The 20,053-nt window shown below is 57.5% G+C and carries 21 protein-coding genes; 11 read left to right on the forward strand and 10 right to left on the reverse strand.

What is annotated here, in order from left to right:
• Positions 1-69 precede the first annotated feature (69 nt).
• The gene (locus V6L79_RS09880; protein ID WP_261741404.1) at positions 70-588 is read left to right on the forward strand and encodes a DUF4142 domain-containing protein; all 519 of its coding nucleotides are present in this window, start codon (positions 70-72) and stop codon (positions 586-588) included.
• Between the two features lie 62 nt (positions 589-650).
• Here V6L79_RS09880 and V6L79_RS09885 read toward each other — a convergent pair whose 3' ends face one another.
• From V6L79_RS09885 to V6L79_RS09895, 3 genes are all read right to left on the reverse strand, one after another.
• The gene (locus V6L79_RS09885) at positions 651-947 is read right to left on the reverse strand and encodes a DUF6388 family protein (protein ID WP_016779995.1); all 297 of its coding nucleotides are present in this window, start codon (positions 945-947) and stop codon (positions 651-653) included.
• Between the two features lie 76 nt (positions 948-1,023).
• Entirely contained in the window at positions 1,024-2,226 is a 1,203-nt protein-coding gene (locus V6L79_RS09890) for an MFS transporter (RefSeq protein WP_261741405.1), read from the reverse strand.
• A 148-nt stretch (positions 2,227-2,374) separates the two neighbouring features.
• Positions 2,375-2,692, reverse strand: a complete 318-nt coding sequence (locus V6L79_RS09895) for a YqjD family protein (protein ID WP_261741406.1) — start codon at positions 2,690-2,692, stop codon at positions 2,375-2,377.
• Positions 2,693-2,869: 177 nt separating this feature from the next.
• On the opposite strand from V6L79_RS09895, the gene V6L79_RS09900 reads away from it, so the two are divergent.
• Complete coding sequence (locus V6L79_RS09900; protein ID WP_133077876.1) at positions 2,870-3,121, forward strand: hypothetical protein; 252 nt, start codon at positions 2,870-2,872, stop codon at positions 3,119-3,121.
• A 93-nt stretch (positions 3,122-3,214) separates the two neighbouring features.
• On the opposite strand, the gene V6L79_RS09905 is transcribed toward V6L79_RS09900, so the two are convergent.
• The gene (locus V6L79_RS09905) at positions 3,215-3,697 is read right to left on the reverse strand and encodes a GreA/GreB family elongation factor (RefSeq protein WP_261741407.1); all 483 of its coding nucleotides are present in this window, start codon (positions 3,695-3,697) and stop codon (positions 3,215-3,217) included.
• A gap of 125 nt (positions 3,698-3,822) precedes the next feature.
• Here V6L79_RS09905 and earP point away from each other — a divergent pair, with 125 nt between their 5' ends.
• The 3 genes from earP to V6L79_RS09920 all read left to right on the forward strand — a co-directional run bounded on the left by earP (position 3,823) and on the right by V6L79_RS09920 (position 6,466).
• Positions 3,823-4,956: an elongation factor P maturation arginine rhamnosyltransferase EarP gene (gene earP, locus V6L79_RS09910; protein ID WP_338580140.1), complete on the forward strand. Its 1,134-nt coding sequence runs from the start codon at positions 3,823-3,825 to the stop codon at positions 4,954-4,956.
• A gap of 49 nt (positions 4,957-5,005) precedes the next feature.
• Complete coding sequence (locus V6L79_RS09915) at positions 5,006-5,578, forward strand: elongation factor P (RefSeq protein WP_016780001.1); 573 nt, start codon at positions 5,006-5,008, stop codon at positions 5,576-5,578.
• Between the two features lie 135 nt (positions 5,579-5,713).
• Positions 5,714-6,466 (forward strand): sulfite exporter TauE/SafE family protein, encoded by a 753-nt coding sequence (locus tag V6L79_RS09920; protein WP_261741409.1) that lies wholly within the window; start codon positions 5,714-5,716, stop codon positions 6,464-6,466.
• Here the strand turns inward: V6L79_RS09920 and V6L79_RS09925 are convergent.
• Positions 6,456-7,313: a LysR family transcriptional regulator gene (locus tag V6L79_RS09925; RefSeq protein ID WP_261741410.1), complete on the reverse strand. Its 858-nt coding sequence runs from the start codon at positions 7,311-7,313 to the stop codon at positions 6,456-6,458. The genes V6L79_RS09920 and V6L79_RS09925 overlap by 11 nt on opposite strands.
• A 96-nt stretch (positions 7,314-7,409) precedes the next feature.
• Between V6L79_RS09925 and V6L79_RS09930 the strand changes: the two genes are divergently transcribed.
• Positions 7,410-7,589, forward strand: a complete 180-nt coding sequence (locus V6L79_RS09930) for a DUF1127 domain-containing protein (RefSeq protein ID WP_321836491.1) — start codon at positions 7,410-7,412, stop codon at positions 7,587-7,589.
• A 72-nt stretch (positions 7,590-7,661) separates the two neighbouring features.
• On the opposite strand, the gene V6L79_RS09935 is transcribed toward V6L79_RS09930, so the two are convergent.
• Positions 7,662-9,008: a class II 3-deoxy-7-phosphoheptulonate synthase gene (locus tag V6L79_RS09935; protein ID WP_261741411.1), complete on the reverse strand. Its 1,347-nt coding sequence runs from the start codon at positions 9,006-9,008 to the stop codon at positions 7,662-7,664.
• A 158-nt stretch (positions 9,009-9,166) separates the two neighbouring features.
• Here V6L79_RS09935 and V6L79_RS09940 point away from each other — a divergent pair, with 158 nt between their 5' ends.
• Complete coding sequence (locus V6L79_RS09940) at positions 9,167-9,922, forward strand: spermidine synthase (RefSeq protein WP_261741412.1); 756 nt, start codon at positions 9,167-9,169, stop codon at positions 9,920-9,922.
• A gap of 371 nt (positions 9,923-10,293) precedes the next feature.
• Positions 10,294-11,967 (forward strand): DEAD/DEAH box helicase, encoded by a 1,674-nt coding sequence (locus V6L79_RS09945; protein ID WP_321836010.1) that lies wholly within the window; start codon positions 10,294-10,296, stop codon positions 11,965-11,967.
• Between the two features lie 305 nt (positions 11,968-12,272).
• Here V6L79_RS09945 and V6L79_RS09950 read toward each other — a convergent pair whose 3' ends face one another.
• Positions 12,273-13,040: a class III extradiol ring-cleavage dioxygenase gene (locus V6L79_RS09950; protein WP_261741414.1), complete on the reverse strand. Its 768-nt coding sequence runs from the start codon at positions 13,038-13,040 to the stop codon at positions 12,273-12,275.
• 101 nt (positions 13,041-13,141) lie between these two features.
• Between V6L79_RS09950 and V6L79_RS09955 the strand changes: the two genes are divergently transcribed.
• Complete coding sequence (locus V6L79_RS09955) at positions 13,142-13,801, forward strand: thiopurine S-methyltransferase (protein ID WP_261741415.1); 660 nt, start codon at positions 13,142-13,144, stop codon at positions 13,799-13,801.
• A 61-nt stretch (positions 13,802-13,862) separates the two neighbouring features.
• Here V6L79_RS09955 and htpX read toward each other — a convergent pair whose 3' ends face one another.
• Both htpX and V6L79_RS09965 read right to left on the reverse strand, forming a co-directional pair.
• Positions 13,863-14,750, reverse strand: a complete 888-nt coding sequence (gene htpX, locus V6L79_RS09960) for a protease HtpX (RefSeq protein ID WP_003446575.1) — start codon at positions 14,748-14,750, stop codon at positions 13,863-13,865.
• Between the two features lie 313 nt (positions 14,751-15,063).
• Positions 15,064-16,275, reverse strand: a complete 1,212-nt coding sequence (locus V6L79_RS09965) for a pyridoxal phosphate-dependent aminotransferase (protein ID WP_261741416.1) — start codon at positions 16,273-16,275, stop codon at positions 15,064-15,066.
• 222 nt (positions 16,276-16,497) lie between these two features.
• Between V6L79_RS09965 and msrB the strand changes: the two genes are divergently transcribed.
• Together msrB and V6L79_RS09975 are read left to right on the forward strand one after the other, a co-directional pair.
• Positions 16,498-16,893, forward strand: coding sequence for a peptide-methionine (R)-S-oxide reductase MsrB (gene msrB / locus V6L79_RS09970; RefSeq protein WP_261741417.1), 396 nt, complete (start codon positions 16,498-16,500; stop codon positions 16,891-16,893).
• A gap of 17 nt (positions 16,894-16,910) precedes the next feature.
• Positions 16,911-17,396 (forward strand): glutathione peroxidase, encoded by a 486-nt coding sequence (locus tag V6L79_RS09975; protein ID WP_261741418.1) that lies wholly within the window; start codon positions 16,911-16,913, stop codon positions 17,394-17,396.
• A gap of 176 nt (positions 17,397-17,572) precedes the next feature.
• Here V6L79_RS09975 and V6L79_RS09980 read toward each other — a convergent pair whose 3' ends face one another.
• Positions 17,573-19,888, reverse strand: coding sequence for a response regulator (locus V6L79_RS09980; RefSeq protein WP_261741419.1), 2,316 nt, complete (start codon positions 19,886-19,888; stop codon positions 17,573-17,575).
• Positions 19,889-20,053 lie beyond the last annotated feature (165 nt).

Here is a 20,053-nt window from a genome sequence, read left to right on the forward strand (position 1 = left end):
TAAACCTTTGCCATTACGTGCCTTCAGATTCTGTGCAGGGAATAAACCTGCCTTTTTATGGAGGATGTTATGAAAACCCTGATTGGCCCTAAACGCTTCGTGGCAGGTTGTGCCTTGGTCTGTTCCCTGATCGTGGCGGCCACAGCAGTCGCAGCCAGTCCGGCAGGCTTTGTTGATGAGGCCCATGCAGCAGGGATTGCCCAGATAGAAACCAGCCGTATGGCGATCAGTAAAACCTCTTCAACAGACGTAGAAAGTTATGCCGTGGAGGTGATCAAGGACTACACCAATGCCAACCGGGATTTGAAGGACATTGCCAGCAAGCAGGATCTGCAGGTTGCCAGCGACGAGCAGATCCTCGACAAGGCCAAAAAGCTGATGCTGCAGGTGCAAGAAGGGGATTCATTCGATGCGGCCTATGCGGCCAGTCAGGTGAAAACCCATGAAGAGGTCATTGAGCTGTTCAAGCAGCAAGCCAGCAGCTCTGACTCGCCCGAGTTGCAGGCACTGGCCGAAAAATATTTGCCCAAACTTGAAATGCATCTGGTGATGGCCAAAAAGCTGGTGGATGCCCATCACAAATCCTGAACTTTGAACAAAAAAACGCCCGGAGAGTGATCGACCGGGCGTTGTTTGTGGGGCAGGTTGGTTCAGACGGCGATTTCGTTGAAACCGCAATACTCTTCCCAGCTCATGTCCAGTGCTTCGGCAACTTCCTGGTGCACTTCAAGGCGCATGCTCTTGAGTTCCTCAGGTGAACGGGCGATCAGTTCCAGTGCCAGCTCCCAGGCCTCCAGGCCGCGACTTTCGGCTTCATCTTCAAAAGCCCACAAAATCTGCTGCTGGCGGTCCTCTGCGCTCAGCTCTTTCATTTCTTCGATCAGTTCAGGGTGCGCCTTGATAAAAGTATCCAGGGCCAGTTCATTACGGGATTCTTTAGGGATCATATGGCGTCTCGGATCGTCAGGGCGTTTTTCGCATGCTAGCGATTTCGCATTACGATGAAAAGCGCCATATGAGCGCTTATTCGACGGCTTGCAGCTTGCTTTCGCGTTGCAGGCTGTAGCCCCAGACCGCCAGTGCCAGCGTCGCGACCACTGCGCCGACGACCACGATGCCGTCCCAGCCATACACCGGATAGGTCTGCGCGCCTACCAGCGAACCCATTGCGCCACCAATGAAATAGCAGGTGATATATCCGGCATTCAGGCGGTTACGGGCTGCTGGGCGCACTTTGAACACCGCATTCTGGTTGCTGACGTGGACCAGTTGCACGGCAAAATCCAGCGCCAGTACGCCGATCAGCAAGGCGATCAACGAATGGCCGGCAAACGCCATGGGCAGCCAGCACGCCAGCAGGGCCAGCAGACCGACGGTAGTGGCCAGTTGGCCTTTGCCGCGATCGGCCATGCGCCCGGCCCAGTTTGCGGCTACTGCGCCAACGGCGCCCGCCAGGCCGAACAGCCCGATAACGGCATCCGAGTAGCTGTAGGGCGGCACAGCCAGCAGAAAGGCCAGCGGTGTCCAGAACAGGGCAAATAGCGAGAAGGTCAGCAGCCCCAGCAGTGCCCGCAGGCGCAATACCGGTTCTTCGACAAACAGTTTGAATACCGACCCCAGCAGTTTCGGGTAGCTCAGGCCCGCGCTCTGGTGATGGTTGGGCAGGGCGCAAAACAGGGAGATGGCACTGACCAGCATCAAGGCCGCCGCCACCAGATAAATGGTTCGCCAGTCGCCTGCCGAAGACAGCGCGCCCGCCACCGTTCGGGCCAGCAGGATGCCCAGGAGCAGACCGCTCATCAGAGTGCCGACCACCCGGCCGCGACTTAACGGGTCGGTCAGGCTGGCGGCCATTGGCACCAGCACTTGTGCCGACACTGAAAAAAGCCCGGTTATCGCCGTACCGATCAACAGCCAGGTCAGTGACGGCGCAAAGGCGCTTAAGAGCAGGCCCAGGGCGCTGAGCACGGTCATGGTGACGATCAGTCGGCGTTGCTCGAACAGATCGCCCAGCGGCACCAGCAGCAACAGGCCAGCGCCGTAGCTCAGCTGTGCAGTGATGACCACCGTACCGGCGCTGCTCATACTCAGGCCCAGTTCCTGGGCGATGGTGTGCAGCAGGGGTTGGGCGTAATAGTTGCTGGCGACAGCCAGGCCGGTGGCGGTGGCCATCAGCAGAATCAGGGCTGTACTCAAGGGTTTGGTAGCAGTTATAGAAGCGGACATTGACTGTCTCGTTGGCATGGGGAATGCCGCGAAGTATCAGAATGCTTGCGCTTAATGTCACTGAATATGTCGAGAGTTTTAATTTTTAAACGACAAAGCCCCTGACCATGACCGCCAGGGGCTTTGCTTTATAAAGGTCGCGAGTGGCTTAGTTGCGACGGCCCAGCAGCAGGCCCACTACCAGGCCGAAACCGGCCGAGATGGCCACGGTTTGCCACGGATGGCCACCAATATAGTTTTCAGTGGCATCGACCACCGGCTTGGTGCGTTCACGCACATTGGTGACTGAGTCCAGCGCCTGCTTAAGCTTCAGGCTCACTTGTGCACGCAGTGTCTCGCCCTCTTCGCCGACCAGGGACACGCTGTCCTTGAGCAGTTTTTCAGATTCGGCAATCAATTCTTGCAGCTCGCTGAACGCTTGATCCTTGATTTGATCTTCAGCTTGTACGGCATTTTTTCGAGCCATTGCGGTACTCCTTGCAGGTTAAAAGTGTGATGACTAATGGAGTCAACCCAATGCTAAAAAGTTGCATCTGTTTTGAGTCGGATGGTGTTCTGAGCTGACAGCGTAGTCAAAAACCGGGCTGAGACACTTCTTTGTAGGGTGTAAGATGTCACCTAATTTACGCCGCAGGAAATTCTCATGAGCTTCAACCTCGCCAACAAGCCTCTCGCTGAGCGTGCTGCGCTTGAAGATGAAAAGTCCCGTTTGTATGACCTTTGGCAGAGCAACCTGGGCAAGGCCAAAGGGGATGCGGCGCGTTTGTTCGGTGAGCGCGCCAAGCGCAAGGGCAAATGGGCTGAATGGGTGCGCTCGGAGCTGGACGCCATGTCGCCGCCTGAATACGCCAACATGGTGCGCAGCGAAGTGAATCGCATGATGGCTGCCAAGTAAGCTGAAACCGAAACCGAAACCGAAACCGAAACCGAAACCGAAACCGAAACCGCTGCCTGCGCTGCCTATCGCAGCCTGCGGCAGCGGTTACAGTCAGTGAATTTCGCAGACGCTGGATATTTGCACCGCCCCGCCAACGTTGATCTGCACCTCGTCATCCAGCTGTTTGCCCAGCAAGGCTGCACCCAGCGGTGAACGTGGGGTGATGACGGTGACCGTGTGCCCGTCGTGGTCGAGCTTGAGCCCGGCGGCATCCGGAGCCAGGAATAGCCACTGCTCACTGCCGTTTTCGGCCTCCAGATGGACCAGCGCCCCGATTTGAATACCCTGCGCCGGGTTGTATGGAGCAAGCGGCATGGCCCGGCAGTTTTTCAGCGCCTGACGAATTTCTTCAACCCGGCGTGCCTGACCTGTTGCCAGATACGAGGCTTCAAGCCCAAGAGTGTCGTACTTGTTCTCGGCGATGTTTTCCGCGTGGGTTGCAGCTTCGTAGGCGGTTTGCGCTGCGCGCTGGAGCACATCGAGGTCGATTTCGAGTTTTTCCAGCATCAGCAGGTGCACAGCGGTCTTGTTCATGGGTCGTGGCTTAATTGAGACGAGCGGCGATTGTCGCACGAGTACCGCACAGATAAATCCGCCTTAAACCTTCTGTACGCGTTGAATTATGCGGACAATCAGCCCTTTGAATGTTGGAGCCCGGAATGAAAGCCTCCTGGGATGTTTTTTGCAGTGTGGTCGATAACTACGGCGACATTGGTGTGACCTGGCGCCTGGCCCGGCAATTGGTGGCCGAACATCAGCTGGGCGTGCGGCTGTGGGTCGATGATCTGCGGGCGTTCGTGCCGTTGTGCCCCGAGGCGGATGTCAATGCTGCGCGCCAATGGCAGCAGGGGGTCGAGGTGTGCCAGTGGCCAGAGCAGTGGCAGCCGACCGATGTCGCTGACGTGGTGGTCGAGGCCTTCGCCTGCAAACTGCCTGAAGGCTATTTGCAGGCGATGAAGGCCCGTGCAACGCCTGCATTGTGGATCAACCTCGAGTACTTGAGTGCCGAAGACTGGGTCAGCGGTTGTCACGGCTTGCCTTCCATGCGGCCCGATGGACTGAAGCGGATGTTCTTCTTTCCAGGGTTTGACACAGGGACCGGCGGCCTGCTGCGCGAAGCCGATGTGTTGCAACGTCGTCGCGCCTTTGAGCAGGACCCGCAGGTCAGGCAGGCATTTTTGCAGGGGCTGGGTGTTTTTCCGGCCAGTAATGCGCGCCTGGTGTCCTTGTTTGCCTATGAAAACACCGGGTTGGCCAGTTGGCTGGATGCGATGGCAGCTGGCAGCGTGCCGACCCATCTGCTGGTGCCGCAGGGGCGGATCATGGGTGATTTGCTGCGCTGGCTCGGCGTCGATCAACTGGCCCTGGGGTCTGTCGAACAGCGTGGAGCCTTGACCGTTCAGACCTTGCCGTTCGTCCGTCAGGAGGATTACGACCACCTGTTATGGAGCTGTGATTTCAACGCGGTACGCGGCGAAGACTCTTTTGTGCGGGCGCAATGGGCGGGTCGCCCGCTGCTTTGGCACATTTATGAGCAGGAAGAGGATGCGCACTGGGTCAAGCTCAACGCGTTCCTCGCTTTGTATGTCAAAGACCTTTCACCCGCCGCAGCCCAGGCATTTACCGGCATGTGGCACGCCTGGAATAGCGGCGGCGATATGGCACAAAGCTGGAATTTGCTGCTTGAACACTGGCCAGAGATCACTGCGCATGCCGAGCGCTGGTGTCTGGAACAGTCATTGCAGGCCGATCTTGCGCAAGCGCTAGTACTGTTTTATAGAAATTGGATATGATACGCGGCCTAGATTTTTGTAAATCTCAATCCAAATTCGGATATTCGTAATGAAAACTGGTAAAGAGCTTAAACCCGGTACAGTCATCAAGCTCGAAAACGACCCTTGGTTGGTTCAGAAAGCTGAATTCACCAAGTCCGGTCGTAACAGCGCAATCATGAAGACCAAGCTGAAAAACCTGCTGACTGGCTACAAGACTGAAATCGTATACAGCGCTGACGACAAGCTGGAAGACGTGATCCTGGATCGCAAAGAAGCGACCCTGTCCTTCATCAGCGGCGACACCTACACGTTCATGGACACCACTGACTACACCATGTACGAGCTGAACGCTGAAGACATCGAAGCTGTTCTGCCATTCGTTGAAGAAGGCATGACCGACGTTTGCGAAGCGATCTTCTTCGAAGACCGTCTGGTATCCGTAGAGCTGCCGACCACTATCGTGCGTCAGGTTGACTACACCGAAGGTTCCGCTCGCGGCGACACTTCGGGCAAGGTGATGAAGCCTGCCAAACTGAAAAACGGTACCGAGCTGAGCGTTGCAGATTTCGTTGAAATCGGCGACTGGATCGAAATCGATACCCGTGACGGTGGTTCCTACAAGGGCCGCGCCAAGGTTTAAACCTTGCGTTAACCGCACGCTGAAAAAGCCCGGCCTTATGGTCGGGCTTTTTTTTACCCGTGAAAAAGCCCCGGTTTAGAGCTTTGCCCCGGGTCAGTGACTGGTTAGCATGGGCGCTCACAAAGAGGGGCTGCAATGCTGATCGATTTTGCAATGTATACCGCCCTGGGTCTTGCCCTGGGGGCGATGGGCGGGTTGTTCGGGATAGGCGGCGGCTTGATCGCGATCCCGGTATTGGGGTTGTGGTTCGGGCTGGACCAGCAGTTGGCGCAAGGTACTGCGCTGGTCATGTCGGTGCCCAATGTGTTTCTCGCCCTGTATCGCTATCACCAGCGCAACAAGATCGATCTGCGTCAGGCCGTGCCGCTGGTGCTGATGAGTTTTTGTTTCGCCTGGCTCGGGGCAATGCTCGCGGTGGGTGTGGATCCACGCAGTATTCGCTGGGGCTTTATCGGCTTTCTACTGGCAATTACCCTGTACAACCTGATCAAGCTGTACAGCTCGTCCGCACAGCCGGTGGCCGGTTCACGCTACGGCTGGCCTTGGTATGGTGCGCTGGGCGTTCTGGCGGGCACCACGGGCGGGCTGTTTGGTGTCGGCGGGGCGGTGGTGGCTGCGCCAGTGCTGACGAGCGTGTTCGGCACCTCGCAAATTGTGGCTCAGGGCCTGTCGCTGGCCTTGGCCGCGCCGAGCACCGCCGTCACGTTATTGACGTACGCGGTGCATGACGAGGTCAACTGGGTCATGGGTGTGCCAATGGCCATCGGTGGTCTGTTGAGCATCAGTTGGGGGGTCAAGCTCGCTCATGCGATGCCCGAGCGCATGTTGCGCGGCTGGTACTGTGCCTTTTTGCTGGTGTGTGCGGGGTTGCTCGCGATCAAAGCTTGAAGCCTTCGACGATGTACTCGGCAAAGCACTCGATGATGGGCGACGACGCGCTGTTGGGTTTGCGTAGCAGTTCAATGCTGGCGGAGGGTAGCTGCGGCAGGTTCTCTGCCTCGCCAATAATCCGCAGGTCGGGAGTCAGCAGGCTTTCCAGCTGGGCGGTCACGGCCAGCCCGGTACTGACCACGGCGTTAATCGCCGCCAGGCTGGCGCTGGTATACGCGACCCGGTATTCGCGCTGCTGAACATCCAGCGCATTGCAGGCCCAGGTCCGGCAAAAACAGTCGGTATTGAACATCGCCAGCGGCAAAATCGCTTGTTCGTGGGGCGCAAAGCCTTGGGCCACCATCCAGACAAAACGTTCCTGACGCAGGATCTGGCCGATTTCGCTACCGGGCTTGCGGGTCACGATGGTCAGGTCCAGATCGTTGCGTTGCAGCAGCAGGGCTGACGGCTCGCAATGCACTTCGACGTTGATCAGTGGGTAATCCTGTGCAAAACGCGACAACACTCCGGGCAAAAAGCGCATCACATAGTCATCTGGCGAACCGATTTTGACCGTGCCCACCATATGCGGCTGGCGCAGAGTGTTGAACACTTCGCTGTGCAGCTTGAGGATGCGTCGCGCATAACCGAGCAGCACATGGCCCTCGGGGGTCAGGCTGACATTGCGCCCCTCGCGCTGGAACAGTGCACATTGCAGCACGTCTTCTTCCAGCCGTTTCATCTGCATGCTGACCGCCGACTGCGTGCGATTGACCACTTCGGCGGCCCGGGTAAAGCCACCGTGATCGGCGATCGCGGCAAAGGTGCGCAGCAAGTCGGTGTCGATACTGGGGAACTCGGCCATTGATCAATCTCGCAGATGTATCGCATAAGAAACATTCGTTGGATTGATCTTAAGCCTGGGTCGAGACTTGAGCCATACCCCAGGAGGTCTCAAGTGATGAAAGGTCAAACAGGAGTGAGGTGGATTGCCCGTATTTCCCGCTGGTATCAACTGTCGCGGGAAAGGGCGTACCTGAGGCGGATCAGCGATGCAGCACTGAAAGATCTTGGGTTGAGCAGGGCGGAGATCGAAGCAGAAAGCCATCGGGCTTTTTGGGACGATCCGTTTAACAAGTAAGGCAAGCTCGCCTTGATAGCCTGTAGGAGCTGGCTTGCCAGCTCCCACAGGGTTTGTGGATTTGGCAGAAGGTCAGCGTTTGACCTGTTTCAACGTCTCGGCAATCAAAAACGCCAGTTCCAGCGACTGATCGGCGTTCATGCGCGGGTCGCAGTGGGTGTGGTAGCGGTCCGACAGGCCGTCTTCGGTAATCGGGTTGGCGCCGCCGATGCACTCGGTGACGTTCTGCCCGGTCATCTCGATGTGAATCCCGCCTGCGTAGCTGCCTTCAGCCTCGTGGACCTGGAAGAACTGCTTCACCTCGCCAAGGATCTGCGCGAAATCACGGGTCTTGTAGCCGCTGCTGGCCTTGATGGTATTAGCGTGCATCGGGTCGCAGCTCCACAGCACTTGCTTGCCTTCGCCCTCTACGGCGCGGATCAATTGCGGCAAGTGATCGCCCACCTTGTCGGCGCCCATGCGCACGATCAGGTTGAGGCGGCCCGGATCGTTGTCCGGGTTGAGGATGTCGATCAGACGGATCAAGTCCTCGTTATTCATGCTCGGGCCAACCTTGACCCCGATCGGGTTGTTGACCCCGCGCAGGAACTCGACGTGGGCGCCGTCGAGTTGGCGCGTGCGGTCGCCGATCCACAGCATGTGTGCCGAGCAATCGTAGTAATCGTTGGTCAAGCTGTCGCGGCGCACGAAGGCTTCTTCGTAGTTCAGCAGCAGTGCTTCGTGGGCAGTGAAGAAGCTGGTTTCGCGCAATTGTGGCGAGCTGTCCATGCCGCAGGCGCGCATAAAGGCCAGGGTCTCGTCGATGCGATTGGCCAGCTGGCTGTATTTCTCAGCCAGGGCTGAGTTGGCAATAAAGTCCAGGTTCCACTTGTGTACCTGATGCAGGTCGGCAAAGCCGCCCTGGGCAAAGGCGCGCAGCAGGTTCAGCGTGGCAGTGGACTGGTGATAGGACTGCAGCAAACGCTCCGGGTCGGGTACCCGGCTTTTTTCATCGAAGCCGATGCCGTTGACGATATCGCCGCGATAGGCCGGCAGTGTCACGCCGTTGATCGTTTCGTCATTGGCCGAGCGCGGCTTGGCGAATTGCCCGGCCATGCGGCCGACCTTGACCACCGGGCAGCCTGCCGCGAAGGTCATGACAATGGCCATTTGCAGCAGGACCTTGAAGGTGTCGCGAATTTTTGCCGCTGAAAACTCCGCAAAGCTTTCGGCGCAATCGCCGCCCTGAAGTAAAAACGCCCGACCTTGAGTGACTTCGGCGAACTGTCGGCGCAGTTCCCGGGCTTCTCCGGCAAATACCAGTGGCGGGTAACTGGCCAGGCTTTGCTCGACGCGCAGCAGGTGGGCCGCGTCAGGGTAGTGGGGTTGTTGCTGGATCGGCAGGGCGCGCCAGCTGTCAGGGGTCCAGATTGGGCTCATCGCAGACTCTAGTATTTGTAGGGGGTGGCCCATATTAGCAGCAATTAGTGCGTGACCTGTCGCGCTGCAATGGCCGACAATCGCGCCTTTGCGCTCGACACCGAGTGGTTGTTTTTTACAGCGTTGCGGGGAGTACCGGAGCGCGGCAAGGAGAGGAAATGTCTGAGGAGCGCGTAGAGCGTCTGCTCGCTGAAGTCCATGATGACTTCGGCATGATTCGAGTGCTGGAGGTGGCTGACTACCGTTTCCTCGAATTTGGCGATGCGATCGAGCAAAGTTGCGTATTCACCGCTGATCCCAGCTGGCTGGAATACGACTACACCCGCGCCATGTTGATCGGTGCGCTGTGCCATGAGGCTCCCGAGAGCGCGTTGTTCCTGGGCCTTGGTGCCGGAACCCTGACACAGGCTTGCCTCAAGTTCTTGCCTCTTGAAGACGTCGAAGCCATTGAGCTGCGCCCGGATGTGCCACGCCTGGCCATTGAGTATCTGGGCCTGGACGATGACCCGCGGCTGTATATCCGCATTGGCGACGCGCTCGAACTGTTGGACAGCGCCGAATCTGCGGACCTGATCTTTGTTGACCTTTATAACGACTTGGGGCCCGCCACTGGTCACCTGGCGTGGACATTCCTCGAAAGCTGTCAGAAAAAGCTCTCCCCCAACGGCTGGCTCATCATCAATCAATGGGCCACCGATGACGGCAAGCCGCTGGGCGCTGCCTTGCTGCGCGGCCTGTATCACCGCCATTATTGGGAGCTGCCAGTTAAAGAGGGTAATGTCATTCTGATGGTGCCGGCCGATCTTGAGCAGACGCTGGATATCGACGCGCTGACCGCTCGGGCACAGGCTCTGGCGCCGCGTTTGGGCTATTCGCTGGAGTCGCTGATCAAGGCGATTCGCCCTGCGACCTGATGCCCAAGGATGAAACGTTTTAGCGTCTGCCCCAGAGCCATCAGGCATTAAACGTTTTTTTGCGCACGAAAATATCGTTAAAGCCCGGTCTATAGAGGGGTACAGACGATTGTGCCCCAAAAAAACGCTTCTTTTTTTTGATAAATCCGGTATAGTGCGCGCCGGCCTTTAGCCGGGCCACGTTTAGGTGTCGCATTTCCCGAAGCACGCTTCGGCTGCTCGTCCGTTTCGCGGACAACCCCTGAACGCTCCATTCATTTAACGTTTTCGCAAATCCCCGCCGACAAAGCAGCCAGGGCGACTCTTGAGTCTTACACGGCATGCGCAGCTTTGGAGCATGGGTCTTTGCGGATGCACTTAGAGGCAGACCCATGACCCAGGAAACCGGCGGCTTCGCCGCTTTTAATCTTAATCCGAACATTCTTGCAGCTGTCATCGCGACTGGCTACGAAGAACCTTCGGCTATTCAGCATCAATCGATCCCGATCATTATGGCCGGTCACGACATGATTGGTCAGGCGCAAACCGGTACGGGTAAAACCGCCGCGTTCGCACTGCCGATCCTGCACCGCATCGATCCTGCTAAGCGCGAGCCGCAAGCCCTGATCCTGGCGCCAACCCGTGAGTTGGCGCTGCAAGTAGCAACCGCTTTCGAAACCTACGCCAAGCAAATGCCTGGTGTTACCGTTGTGGCCGTTTACGGCGGCGCCCCTATGGGTCCACAACTGAAAGCAATCCGTAATGGCGCACAGATCGTTGTCGCCACTCCGGGCCGTCTGTGCGACCACCTGCGTCGTGACGAAAAAGTACTGTCGACCGTGAACCACCTGGTTCTGGACGAAGCTGACGAAATGTTGAAACTGGGTTTCATGGACGATCTTGAAGTTATCTTCAAGGCTCTGCCTCCAACCCGTCAGACCGTATTGTTCTCGGCAACCTTGCCGCAGTCGATCCGTGCCATTGCTGAACGCCATCTGCGCGATCCGCAACACGTGAAGATCCAGACCAAGACTCAGACCGTTACCGCGATCGAACAGGCTCACCTGTTGGTTCACGCTGACCAGAAGACCTCGGCTGTATTGAGCCTGCTGGAAGTTGAAGATTTCGACGCCCTGATCATGTTCGTACGCACCAAGCAAGCGACCCTGGATCTGGCCAGCGCCCTTGAAGCCAAAGGCTATAAAGCTGCTGCGCTGAACGGTGACATTGCCCAGAACCAGCGTGAGCGCGTAATCGAATCCCTCAAGGATGGCCGTCTGGACATCGTTGTGGCGACCGACGTTGCTGCTCGTGGTCTTGATGTTCCACGTATCACTCACGTGTTCAACGTTGACATGCCTTACGATCCAGAGTCCTACGTTCACCGTATCGGCCGTACTGGCCGTGCAGGTCGCGAAGGTCGCGCACTGCTGCTGGTAACTCCTCGCGAGCGCCGCATGCTGCAAGTGATCGAGCGTGTAACCGGTCAGAAAGTTGCTGAAGTCCGCCTGCCGGATGCCCAAGCTGTTCTCGATGCTCGCATCAAGAAGTTGACCAACAGCCTGACACCTCTGGTAGCTGACGCTGAATCGACTCACGGTGATCTGCTGGATCGCCTGATTGCCGATATCGGTTGCAGCCCGCGTGCTCTGGCTGCTGCTCTGCTGCGCAAAGCAACCAATGGTCAGGCTCTGACTCTGGCTGCGATCGAACGCGACCGTCCACTGGTGCCTAACAGCGCACCGCGTGAGCGTTCGTCCGAGCGTACTGGCGACCGTCCGGACCGTGGTGATCGTGAGCGTCGTGCTCCGGTTCCATTGGCCGAAGGCCGTGCTCGTTGCCGTACCGCGCTGGGTGCGCGTGATGGTATCGCTGCCAAGAACCTGCTGGGCGCTATCCTCAACGAGGGTGGCCTGGCTCGTGAAGCTATCGGTCGCATCCAGGTGCGTGACAGCTTCAGCCTGGTAGAACTGCCGGAAGTAGGTCTGGAAAGTTTGCTGGCCAAACTGAAAGACACCCGCGTTGCTGGCAAGCAGCTGAAGCTGCGTCGCTACCGCGAAGATTAATTACAGCTTGCTGTGATTGATCGCTAAAAAAATCCCCGACTGGTTCGGGGATTTTTTTTGTCTGCAATTCCACGAAAAAACCAGCCCTTTGAGGAGGGGCTCCCGTAGCAGTTGCCGAAGGAACGAGGCTACGTTCGGTTGCGTAGCGACCGTAAATCCTGAGTCCGGGATTTGTCTGATCTGTAGGGGTGTCAGATTTTTCGACGGCTTCGCCGCCGGACGTAGCCTCGTTCCTTCGGCAACTGCTACGCAAGTGTTTTGCATAGCAATATCGATTCGTCCGGTAGGTTTTGCGTTGCACCAAACTAACCAAATTTATAGATATCCATCCCCAGCGCGCCCAACGTCCAGCCTTGGTGCGCGATGCTGAACGGGCCGCCTGCGCCGCGGGCGAAGTACAGTGGTAGCAGGTGTTCATCGCTGGGATGGTTTTTGGCTGCAAAAGGCGCCTGTTTTCGATAGTCGTGCAGCGCCGTCTGATCATCAGCGGCGAGCTTTTCGATCATCCAGTCACGAAAGGCCTTGGCCCAAGGTTCTATGCTCTCGGGGCCTGCATGCCAGTCGAGTTCGCGCAGGTTGTGGGTGATGCTGCCCGAGCCGATGATCAGGATGTCTTCGCTGCGCAATGCGGCCAGTGCCCGCCCGACCTCTGTCTGGGCCATCGGGCCCAGCTGGCTTGGCAGTGAAATCTGTACCACAGGGATATCGGCTGCCGGGTACATTAGCGACAACGGCACCCAGGCGCCGTGGTCGAAAGGCCGTTTGGCGTCCAGTCGGGCCGGTAAACCGTGGTCTGCCAGCAGTTGCACAATCCGGGCCGCCAGCGCCGGTTCGCCGGGGGCGGGGTATTGCACGGCAAACAGCGCAGGCGGGAAGCCCCCAAAGTCATGCCAGGTCTCGGGGGCCGGGTTGCTGGCGACCCGCAGATCGGTGCTTTCCCAGTGCGCGGAAACCAGCACAATGGCTTTTGGACGAGGCAGCTCGGTTGCCAGGCGCTTGAGCGCCGGGCCACTAGCGCCCGGTTCCAGTGCCAGCATTGGCGAACCGTGGGAGATAAACAGGCTGGGAAGCATGAAAGACGTCCTCAAGGTTAAGATGTGTCATCTTCATCCTGATCATTGATCTAAATCCAATATAAGTTTTAGTGCTTATCTATCGAATTTAAAGGTGAATCATGCAGCCCGAATTTTGGCACGACCGCTGGGACCGCAATCAGATCGGCTTTCACCTGCAGCAGGTCAATCCTTACCTTCAGCGTCTGTGGGGCAAGCTTGAGCTGGCGCCGGGCGGTCGTGTGCTGGTGCCGTTATGCGGTAAAAGCCTGGATATGAGTTGGTTGGCGGCCAATGGCTTTGAAGTGTTGGGCATAGAGCTGACACAGACGGCCGTGGAGCAGTTTTTCAGCGAACAGCAGGTCGAGCCACAGATTCGTCAGCAGGGTGCCTTCAAGGTGTACGAGGCGGGCCCGGTGACGATCTTGTGCGGTGATGTCTTTGCCCTGACCGCGACCGATGTCGCTTCCTGTGTGGGGCTGTACGACCGGGCGGCGATGATCGCATTCCCGCCCGAGATGCGTGCAGCCTACGCTCGGCATCTGACGCAAATCCTTGCACCTGGTTGCCAGGGACTGTTGATTACTCTCGATTACGACCAGTCACAGATGAAAGGCCCGCCGTTTTCGGTGCCGGACGCCGAGGTGCAGAGCCTGCTGGCGTCTGCCTGGGCACTGGACATCATCGAGCAGCCGGATGTGCTGGATCAGGAGTGGAAGTTCCTCAAGGGCGGCGTTACGCGTCTGGTGGAGCGGGTGTATAGCCTGAAAAAAACCGCCTGACCCACAATGCGGACACAAAAAAGGGCGACCGTAGTCGCCCTTTTTTGTGTTTGCCGTGGAGTTAACCGCGGCGACGCAGTGCATCGATACGTTCTTCCAGAGGCGGGTGGCTCATGAACATCCGTGCCAGGCCTTGCTTGAGGCCGCCGTTGATGCCGAAAGCCGCCATGGTGTCCGGCATGTGCACCGGCAGGCCCTGCTCGGAGCGCAAGCGCTGCAGGGCGCTGATCATGGCCGCTGTGCCTGCAAGCTGGGCACCGGCTTCGTCAGCCCGGAACTCACGTTTGCGCGAGAACCACATCACAATGGCGCTGGCCAGGAAGCCCAGAACCAGTTCGGCAAAGATGGTTGCGACGTAGTAGGCAATACCGCGACCTTCGTCGTTTTTGAACACCACCTTGTCGACAAAGTTGCCGATGATACGGGCGAAGAACATCACGAAGGTGTTCACCACGCCCTGCACCAGTGCCAGGGTGACCATGTCCCCGTTGGCTACGTGGCCGATTTCGTGAGCCAGTACCGCTTTCACTTCATCGGGCGAAAAGCGTTCCAGCAAACCCTGGCTGACGGCGACCAATGCATCGTTTTTATTCCAGCCAGTGGCAAAGGCATTTGCTTCGTATGCGGGGAAAATCCCCACTTCAGGCATTTTGATCCCGGCTTCGCGGGACAATTGTTCAACGGTTTGCATCAACCATTGTTCATGACGAGTACGAGGCTGAGTGATCACCTGGGTGCTGGTGCTCATCTTCGCCATCCATTTGGAGATGAATAGCGAGAACAAAGACCCTGCGAAACCAAAGACCGCACAGAACACCAACAGCTGACTGAGGTTCAGATCAACCCCGTTGGCCGCCATGAACCCGTCAAAGCCAAACAGGCTCAGGGTGATGCTGGCTATCAGCACGACCGCCAGGTTAGTGGCCAAAAACAGCAGAATGCGCATCATGGTTGTAAGAATCTCCTCGTCTTAGGGGTGTTGCCGTATGCGGGTATATAAGGTGCTGCCTCAGGCTATTCAACCGAGTGACTATTTCAAACTGTGTCCTACAGCCTGATTCTAGACGCCTACTGGTTATTTCCTAATACAGATCGACTTTATTTCGAACCGAAAGGTTCATCTAAACCCCGTAAATACAAGGGATTGCCCGGTTTAGAGGTGAGTGTGGCGGTAGAGAGGGAGGTGTGCGAGCAAAAGTGAAAAATGTTTCAGTAGACACATGCTGTGCGACTTTTCATTGGTCGCACAGCATATAAAGAAACTACTGACGGTAAGTCTTCAGGAAGTTACCGATCCGGCCGATGGCCATTTCCAGCTCGTCGACACGGGGCAGGGTAACGACGCGGAAGTGGTCGGGCCACGGCCAGTTGAACGCCGTGCCTTGAACCACCAGCAGTTTTTCCGAGAGCAGGAGATCGAGCACGAATTTTTCATCGTTGAGGATCGGGCACACTTTCGGGTCGATACGCGGAAACGCATACAGCGCACCCATTGGCTTCACGCAGCTGACGCCGGGGATGTCGTTGAGCAGCTCCCATGTGCGGTTGCGCTGCTCCAGCAAGCGGCCGTTCGGCAGGACCAGATCATTGATGCTCTGGTAACCGCCCAGTGCAGTCTGAATGGCGTGCTGGCTGGGTACGTTGGCACACAGGCGCATGTTGGCCAGCATGTCGATGCCTTCGATGTAGCTTTGGGCGTTTTGCTTTGGCCCGGAGATGGCGATCCAACCCGAGCGGAAGCCTGCGATCCGGTAAGACTTGGACAAGCCATTGAAGGTCAGGCACAGCAGGTCCGGCGCCAGCGATGCGGTACAAATGTGTACGGCGTCGTCGTAAAGAATCTTGTCGTAGATCTCGTCCGAGAACACGACCAGATTGTGCTGGCGTGCAATCTCCAGCATGCCCAGCAATACTTCCTTGGAATACACCGCGCCCGTTGGGTTGTTCGGGTTGATGATGACCATGGCTTTGGTGTTGGGCGTGATCCTGGCTTTTATATCGGCCAGGTCAGGCCACCAGTTGGCCTGCTCGTCGCACAGGTAGTGCACCGGATGACCGCCGGCCAGCGTTACAGCGGCAGTCCATAGCGGGTAGTCGGGGGCCGGCACCAGCACTTCGTCGCCATTGTTAAGCAACGCTTGCAGCGACATCACGATCAGCTCGGACACGCCGTTGCCCAGGTAGATGTCTTCAATGCCGACACCTTCTACCTGTTTTTGCTGGTAGTACTGCATCACCGCCTTGCGTGCGCTGAACAGACCCTTGGAATCGCTGTAGCCCTGGGAAGTTGGCAGGTTGCGGATCACGTCCTGAAGGATTTCGTCCGGCGCTTCAAAACCAAAGGGTGCCGGGTTGCCGATATTCAGCTTGAGGATGCGCTGGCCTTCCTCCTCCAGACGCTTGGCGTGCTTGAGCACTGGGCCGCGAATGTCATAACAGACGTTGGCGAGCTTGTTTGATTTGCTGACCTGCATGGCGATGTGATCCCGAAAATGAACGATCCAGGCAATGTGATAACCACGGCTCTGGGGAATTCTGTGTTTTCACACAGTGGCAAACACCGCTTAGCTTCAAGAATCCGTTTGAATGCAGCTAGGGCGGGTGCCAGACTGGCGTTTAACGAGGCGCAATCATACGTGCCACCCGACCCCTGGAAAAGCCACTGGTCGGGGTTTTTCAGTTGCAGAGGCAGAACCATGGAAAAGTTGAACAAAACCCTGGACGAATGGAAGGCGATGCTCGATCCGGAGCAATACAACGTGTGCCGTCTTAAAGGCACCGAGCGGCCGTTTTCGGGTAAATACAACGCGACTAAAACTGACGGCGTTTATCACTGTATTTGCTGCAATGAGCCGTTGTTTGACTCCAGTGCAAAGTTTGATTCCGGCTGCGGCTGGCCGAGTTTTTATCAACCGATTGGCGACAGTGCGATGGTCGAAATCCGTGACGTCAGCCACGGTATGGTGCGTACCGAGGTGGTCTGCGCCAAGTGCGATGCGCATTTGGGCCATGTGTTTCCCGATGGCCCACCACCGACCGGGCTGCGCTACTGCATCAACTCGGTGTGCCTGGACCTGGTTCCCCGCGACTGAATTTTTGAGGCACGGTCATGAACGACAACCTGCTCGATATTGCGTGCACCACTCTTGGCGGCGAGCCGAAAACCCTGGCGGACTACGCGGGCAAGGCGTTGCTGGTGGTCAATACGGCCAGCAAATGTGGCTTTACCCCGCAGTACAAGGGGCTTGAAGCCTTGTGGCAGCAGTACAGGGATCAGGGGCTGGTGATTCTGGGCTTTCCGTGTAACCAGTTCGGCCAGCAGGAACCGGGTGACGAGGCGGCCATTTCCGAGTTCTGCGAGTTGAACTTTGGCGTGACGTTTCCACTGTTCAAAAAAATTGACGTCAATGGCAGCCAAGCGCACCCGCTGTTTGTCCAGCTGAAGAAGCGCGCGCCGGGGCTGTTGGGTTCACAGAGGGTCAAGTGGAATTTCACCAAATTCCTGATCAGCGGCGACGGCAAAAGCGTCAAGCGTTATGCCCCGACCACCAAGCCTGAGGCGCTCAAGACGGATATTGAAGCGCTGCTTGGGTAGCGGTCACACCTGATTACGTAGCAGCTGGCGAAGGAACGAGGCTGCGTTCGGCTGCGCAGCAGTCGTAAAACCATTCAGCCTTGGTGTTTCAGATACATCGAGTTCACCGGGTTTACGTCGACTGCGTCGCCGGACGCAGCCTCGTTCCTTCGGCAGCTGCTACAGGTCTAGCTTTTTTACGCCTTTGGCGGCACCCAGGTGTCGATCAGGGCGGCGAGTTCTTCGCGCCGAAACGGTTTGGCCAGGTAGTCGTTCATCCCCGCCGAGCGGCAGCGCTCGCGTTCTTCGGGCATGGCGTTGGCCGTTAGCGCGACGATGGGCAATTTTGGCCAGCGTCCGCGGTGGCGAATTTGCCGAGTGGCTTCGTAGCCATCCATTACCGGCATATTGCAGTCCATCAGTACCAGATCAAACCCGTTCTGCTCCAACTGGCTCAGAGCTTCGCCGCCGTGGGCTGCAACCACCACCTCACATCCCAGTTTGCTCAACATGCCCTTGGCCACCAGTTGGTTGACCGGGTTGTCTTCGACCAGCAGTATCCGTGCGCGGTGCGCAACAGGTGTGCTGCTGGTTCGAGCGCCCGGGCTCTCCTGATCATCTCTTAGCAACAAGTGCTGCAAGGTTTTGTACAGGGCATAGCGCGAAAGAGGCCTGGCTTTTTGTTGCAGGGGCGCCAGTGCATTGACCTGGTCGCTGGGCATGAAGTTGCCGTAGGCGGTGACCAGCAGGATCGGTGCCGTGATGGCGGGTCGCAGGCCAAACAAGCATTCCGGACAGTCGGTGATCAACAGGTGCGGGTCGGTACCGGCCAGTGAGTCGTCCATGGAATAGCGTTTAAAGTCCACCCCCCAAAGCGGCAGATAGCTGCCGAGCAGTTCGCTCAGGCCGCTGCTCGCGGCACTCACAACCACCACCCGCCCGCATAGCGGGTTTAACGTGATGGCAGGGGTATGACAGGGTAAGGGCAGCTCGGCACAAAACTGGCTGCCAAAGCCGACTTCCGAACTGATGGTCAGTCGCCCCTGCATGACCTCACACAGGCTGTTGGTCAGTGCCAGCCCCAGCCCGGTGCCGCCAAACTGGCGAGTGATACCGGCTCCGGCCTGGGTGAAGGGCCTGAATATTCTGGCTTGGGCTTCCTGTGCGATCCCGATTCCGGTGTCACGCACTTCGATACATACCTGATCGTTTTTCGCGCTCAGGCGCACATCGACCCGCCCGAACCGGGTGAACTTCAGTGCATTGGATAACAGATTGCTGACAATCTGGCGTACCCGGGTCGGGTCGCCCAGGACCAAGGCCGGGAAGTCCGGGTCGATCAAGCACGTCAGCTCTACGCTGGGCGCTGCGTTCTGCGATAACAGGTTGGCGGTGTCTTCGATCAGGGTGCCCAGATCGAAGGCTATATGCTCCAGCTCCAGTTGGCCTGCGTCGAATTTTGACAGGTCGAGAATGTCATTCAGCAGTTCGACCAGGACCTTGCCCGAGTCGTGGGCAATCGACAGTTGCTGGTGTTGCTCGGCATTCAGCGGGCTGTCCAGACACAGTGCCAGCATCCCCAGCAGGCCATTGAGCGGCGTGCGTATTTCGTGGCTCATATTAGCCAGGAATGCCGACCGGGCCTGGGCCATTTCCAGTGCATTGCTGCGTGCCGCTTCCAGCTCTTCGTTGGAATGACGCAGTTGATCGTTAATCGCTTCCAGCTCCTGGGTACGCACCGAGACGATGTTTTCCAGTTGAGCCAGGTACTCGGTCAGGCGGTTCTCGGCGCGACGTCGATATTCCATCTCGCGGGTCATGGCCTCGAACTGCTGATTGGCGGTATTGACCAGCACCCCGATTTCATCGTCCTCGTGGCCGGGTGGGCAGTGCACCTTCGATTGCTCGGGGTCCCCCGGCTTGCTGTTGCTGATCTCACGAATGACGCGGACCAGAGGTTTGGTCAGCATCACGTAAAACAGGCCCAGGAGGATGAAAGTCAGAATGACGCCGCGAATAAAACCGCTGAGTAGCGTGACTTCCGCCCGCTGCAAGAACCGCTTGCCAAAGGGGTAGGTATCCACCTCAAGGCGCAATTCGCCCATGCTGTGTTCGGGCAGGGTATTGAAGTACAGTCGCTGCGCAAATGAGCGGTTGGAACCAAACAGGAAATCGCTGAGCGCTCGATAGCGCCCTCTTTCAGGTTGATCCTGTACCGAGGCGAGGATCACGTTGTCACTGTCGGTGATCTGTGCGCTGATGATCGCCGGTGAGCGCAACAGACCCAGCAACAGCTCCTGGGCAAGCTCTGAATCCAGGTTGTAGGCAATGCGCGAAGCCGGGTTATGACTGATCTCTAGCAGTGACTGGATTTCGCGATCGATGGCTGCGTTTTCACTGGCATAATCAATGCCGATCTGCAGCAGGCTCAGCATGGCCCCTAGAACCAAACCGACCAGCACAGTCAGCTTTGCTTGTTTGAAAGACAGGCGCTGGGTGAGTTTTAGATCCATGGGGTGCTGCACCTGTTTCCATTTCCTTGCGGCGTGCAAGAGTAGTCGATTAGTGGGTTAACCGGCAGGCAAAACTGCGGTAAATATGGCTAACCAATTGAGTCATGACGTGGATGAGGGGTAAATGTCTACTCATGGCTATATGCCATCATTGTGTATCAGTCT

The organism is Pseudomonas sp. ML2-2023-6, from assembly GCF_037055265.1.
Classification (GTDB): domain Bacteria; phylum Pseudomonadota; class Gammaproteobacteria; order Pseudomonadales; family Pseudomonadaceae; genus Aquipseudomonas; species Aquipseudomonas kulmbachensis.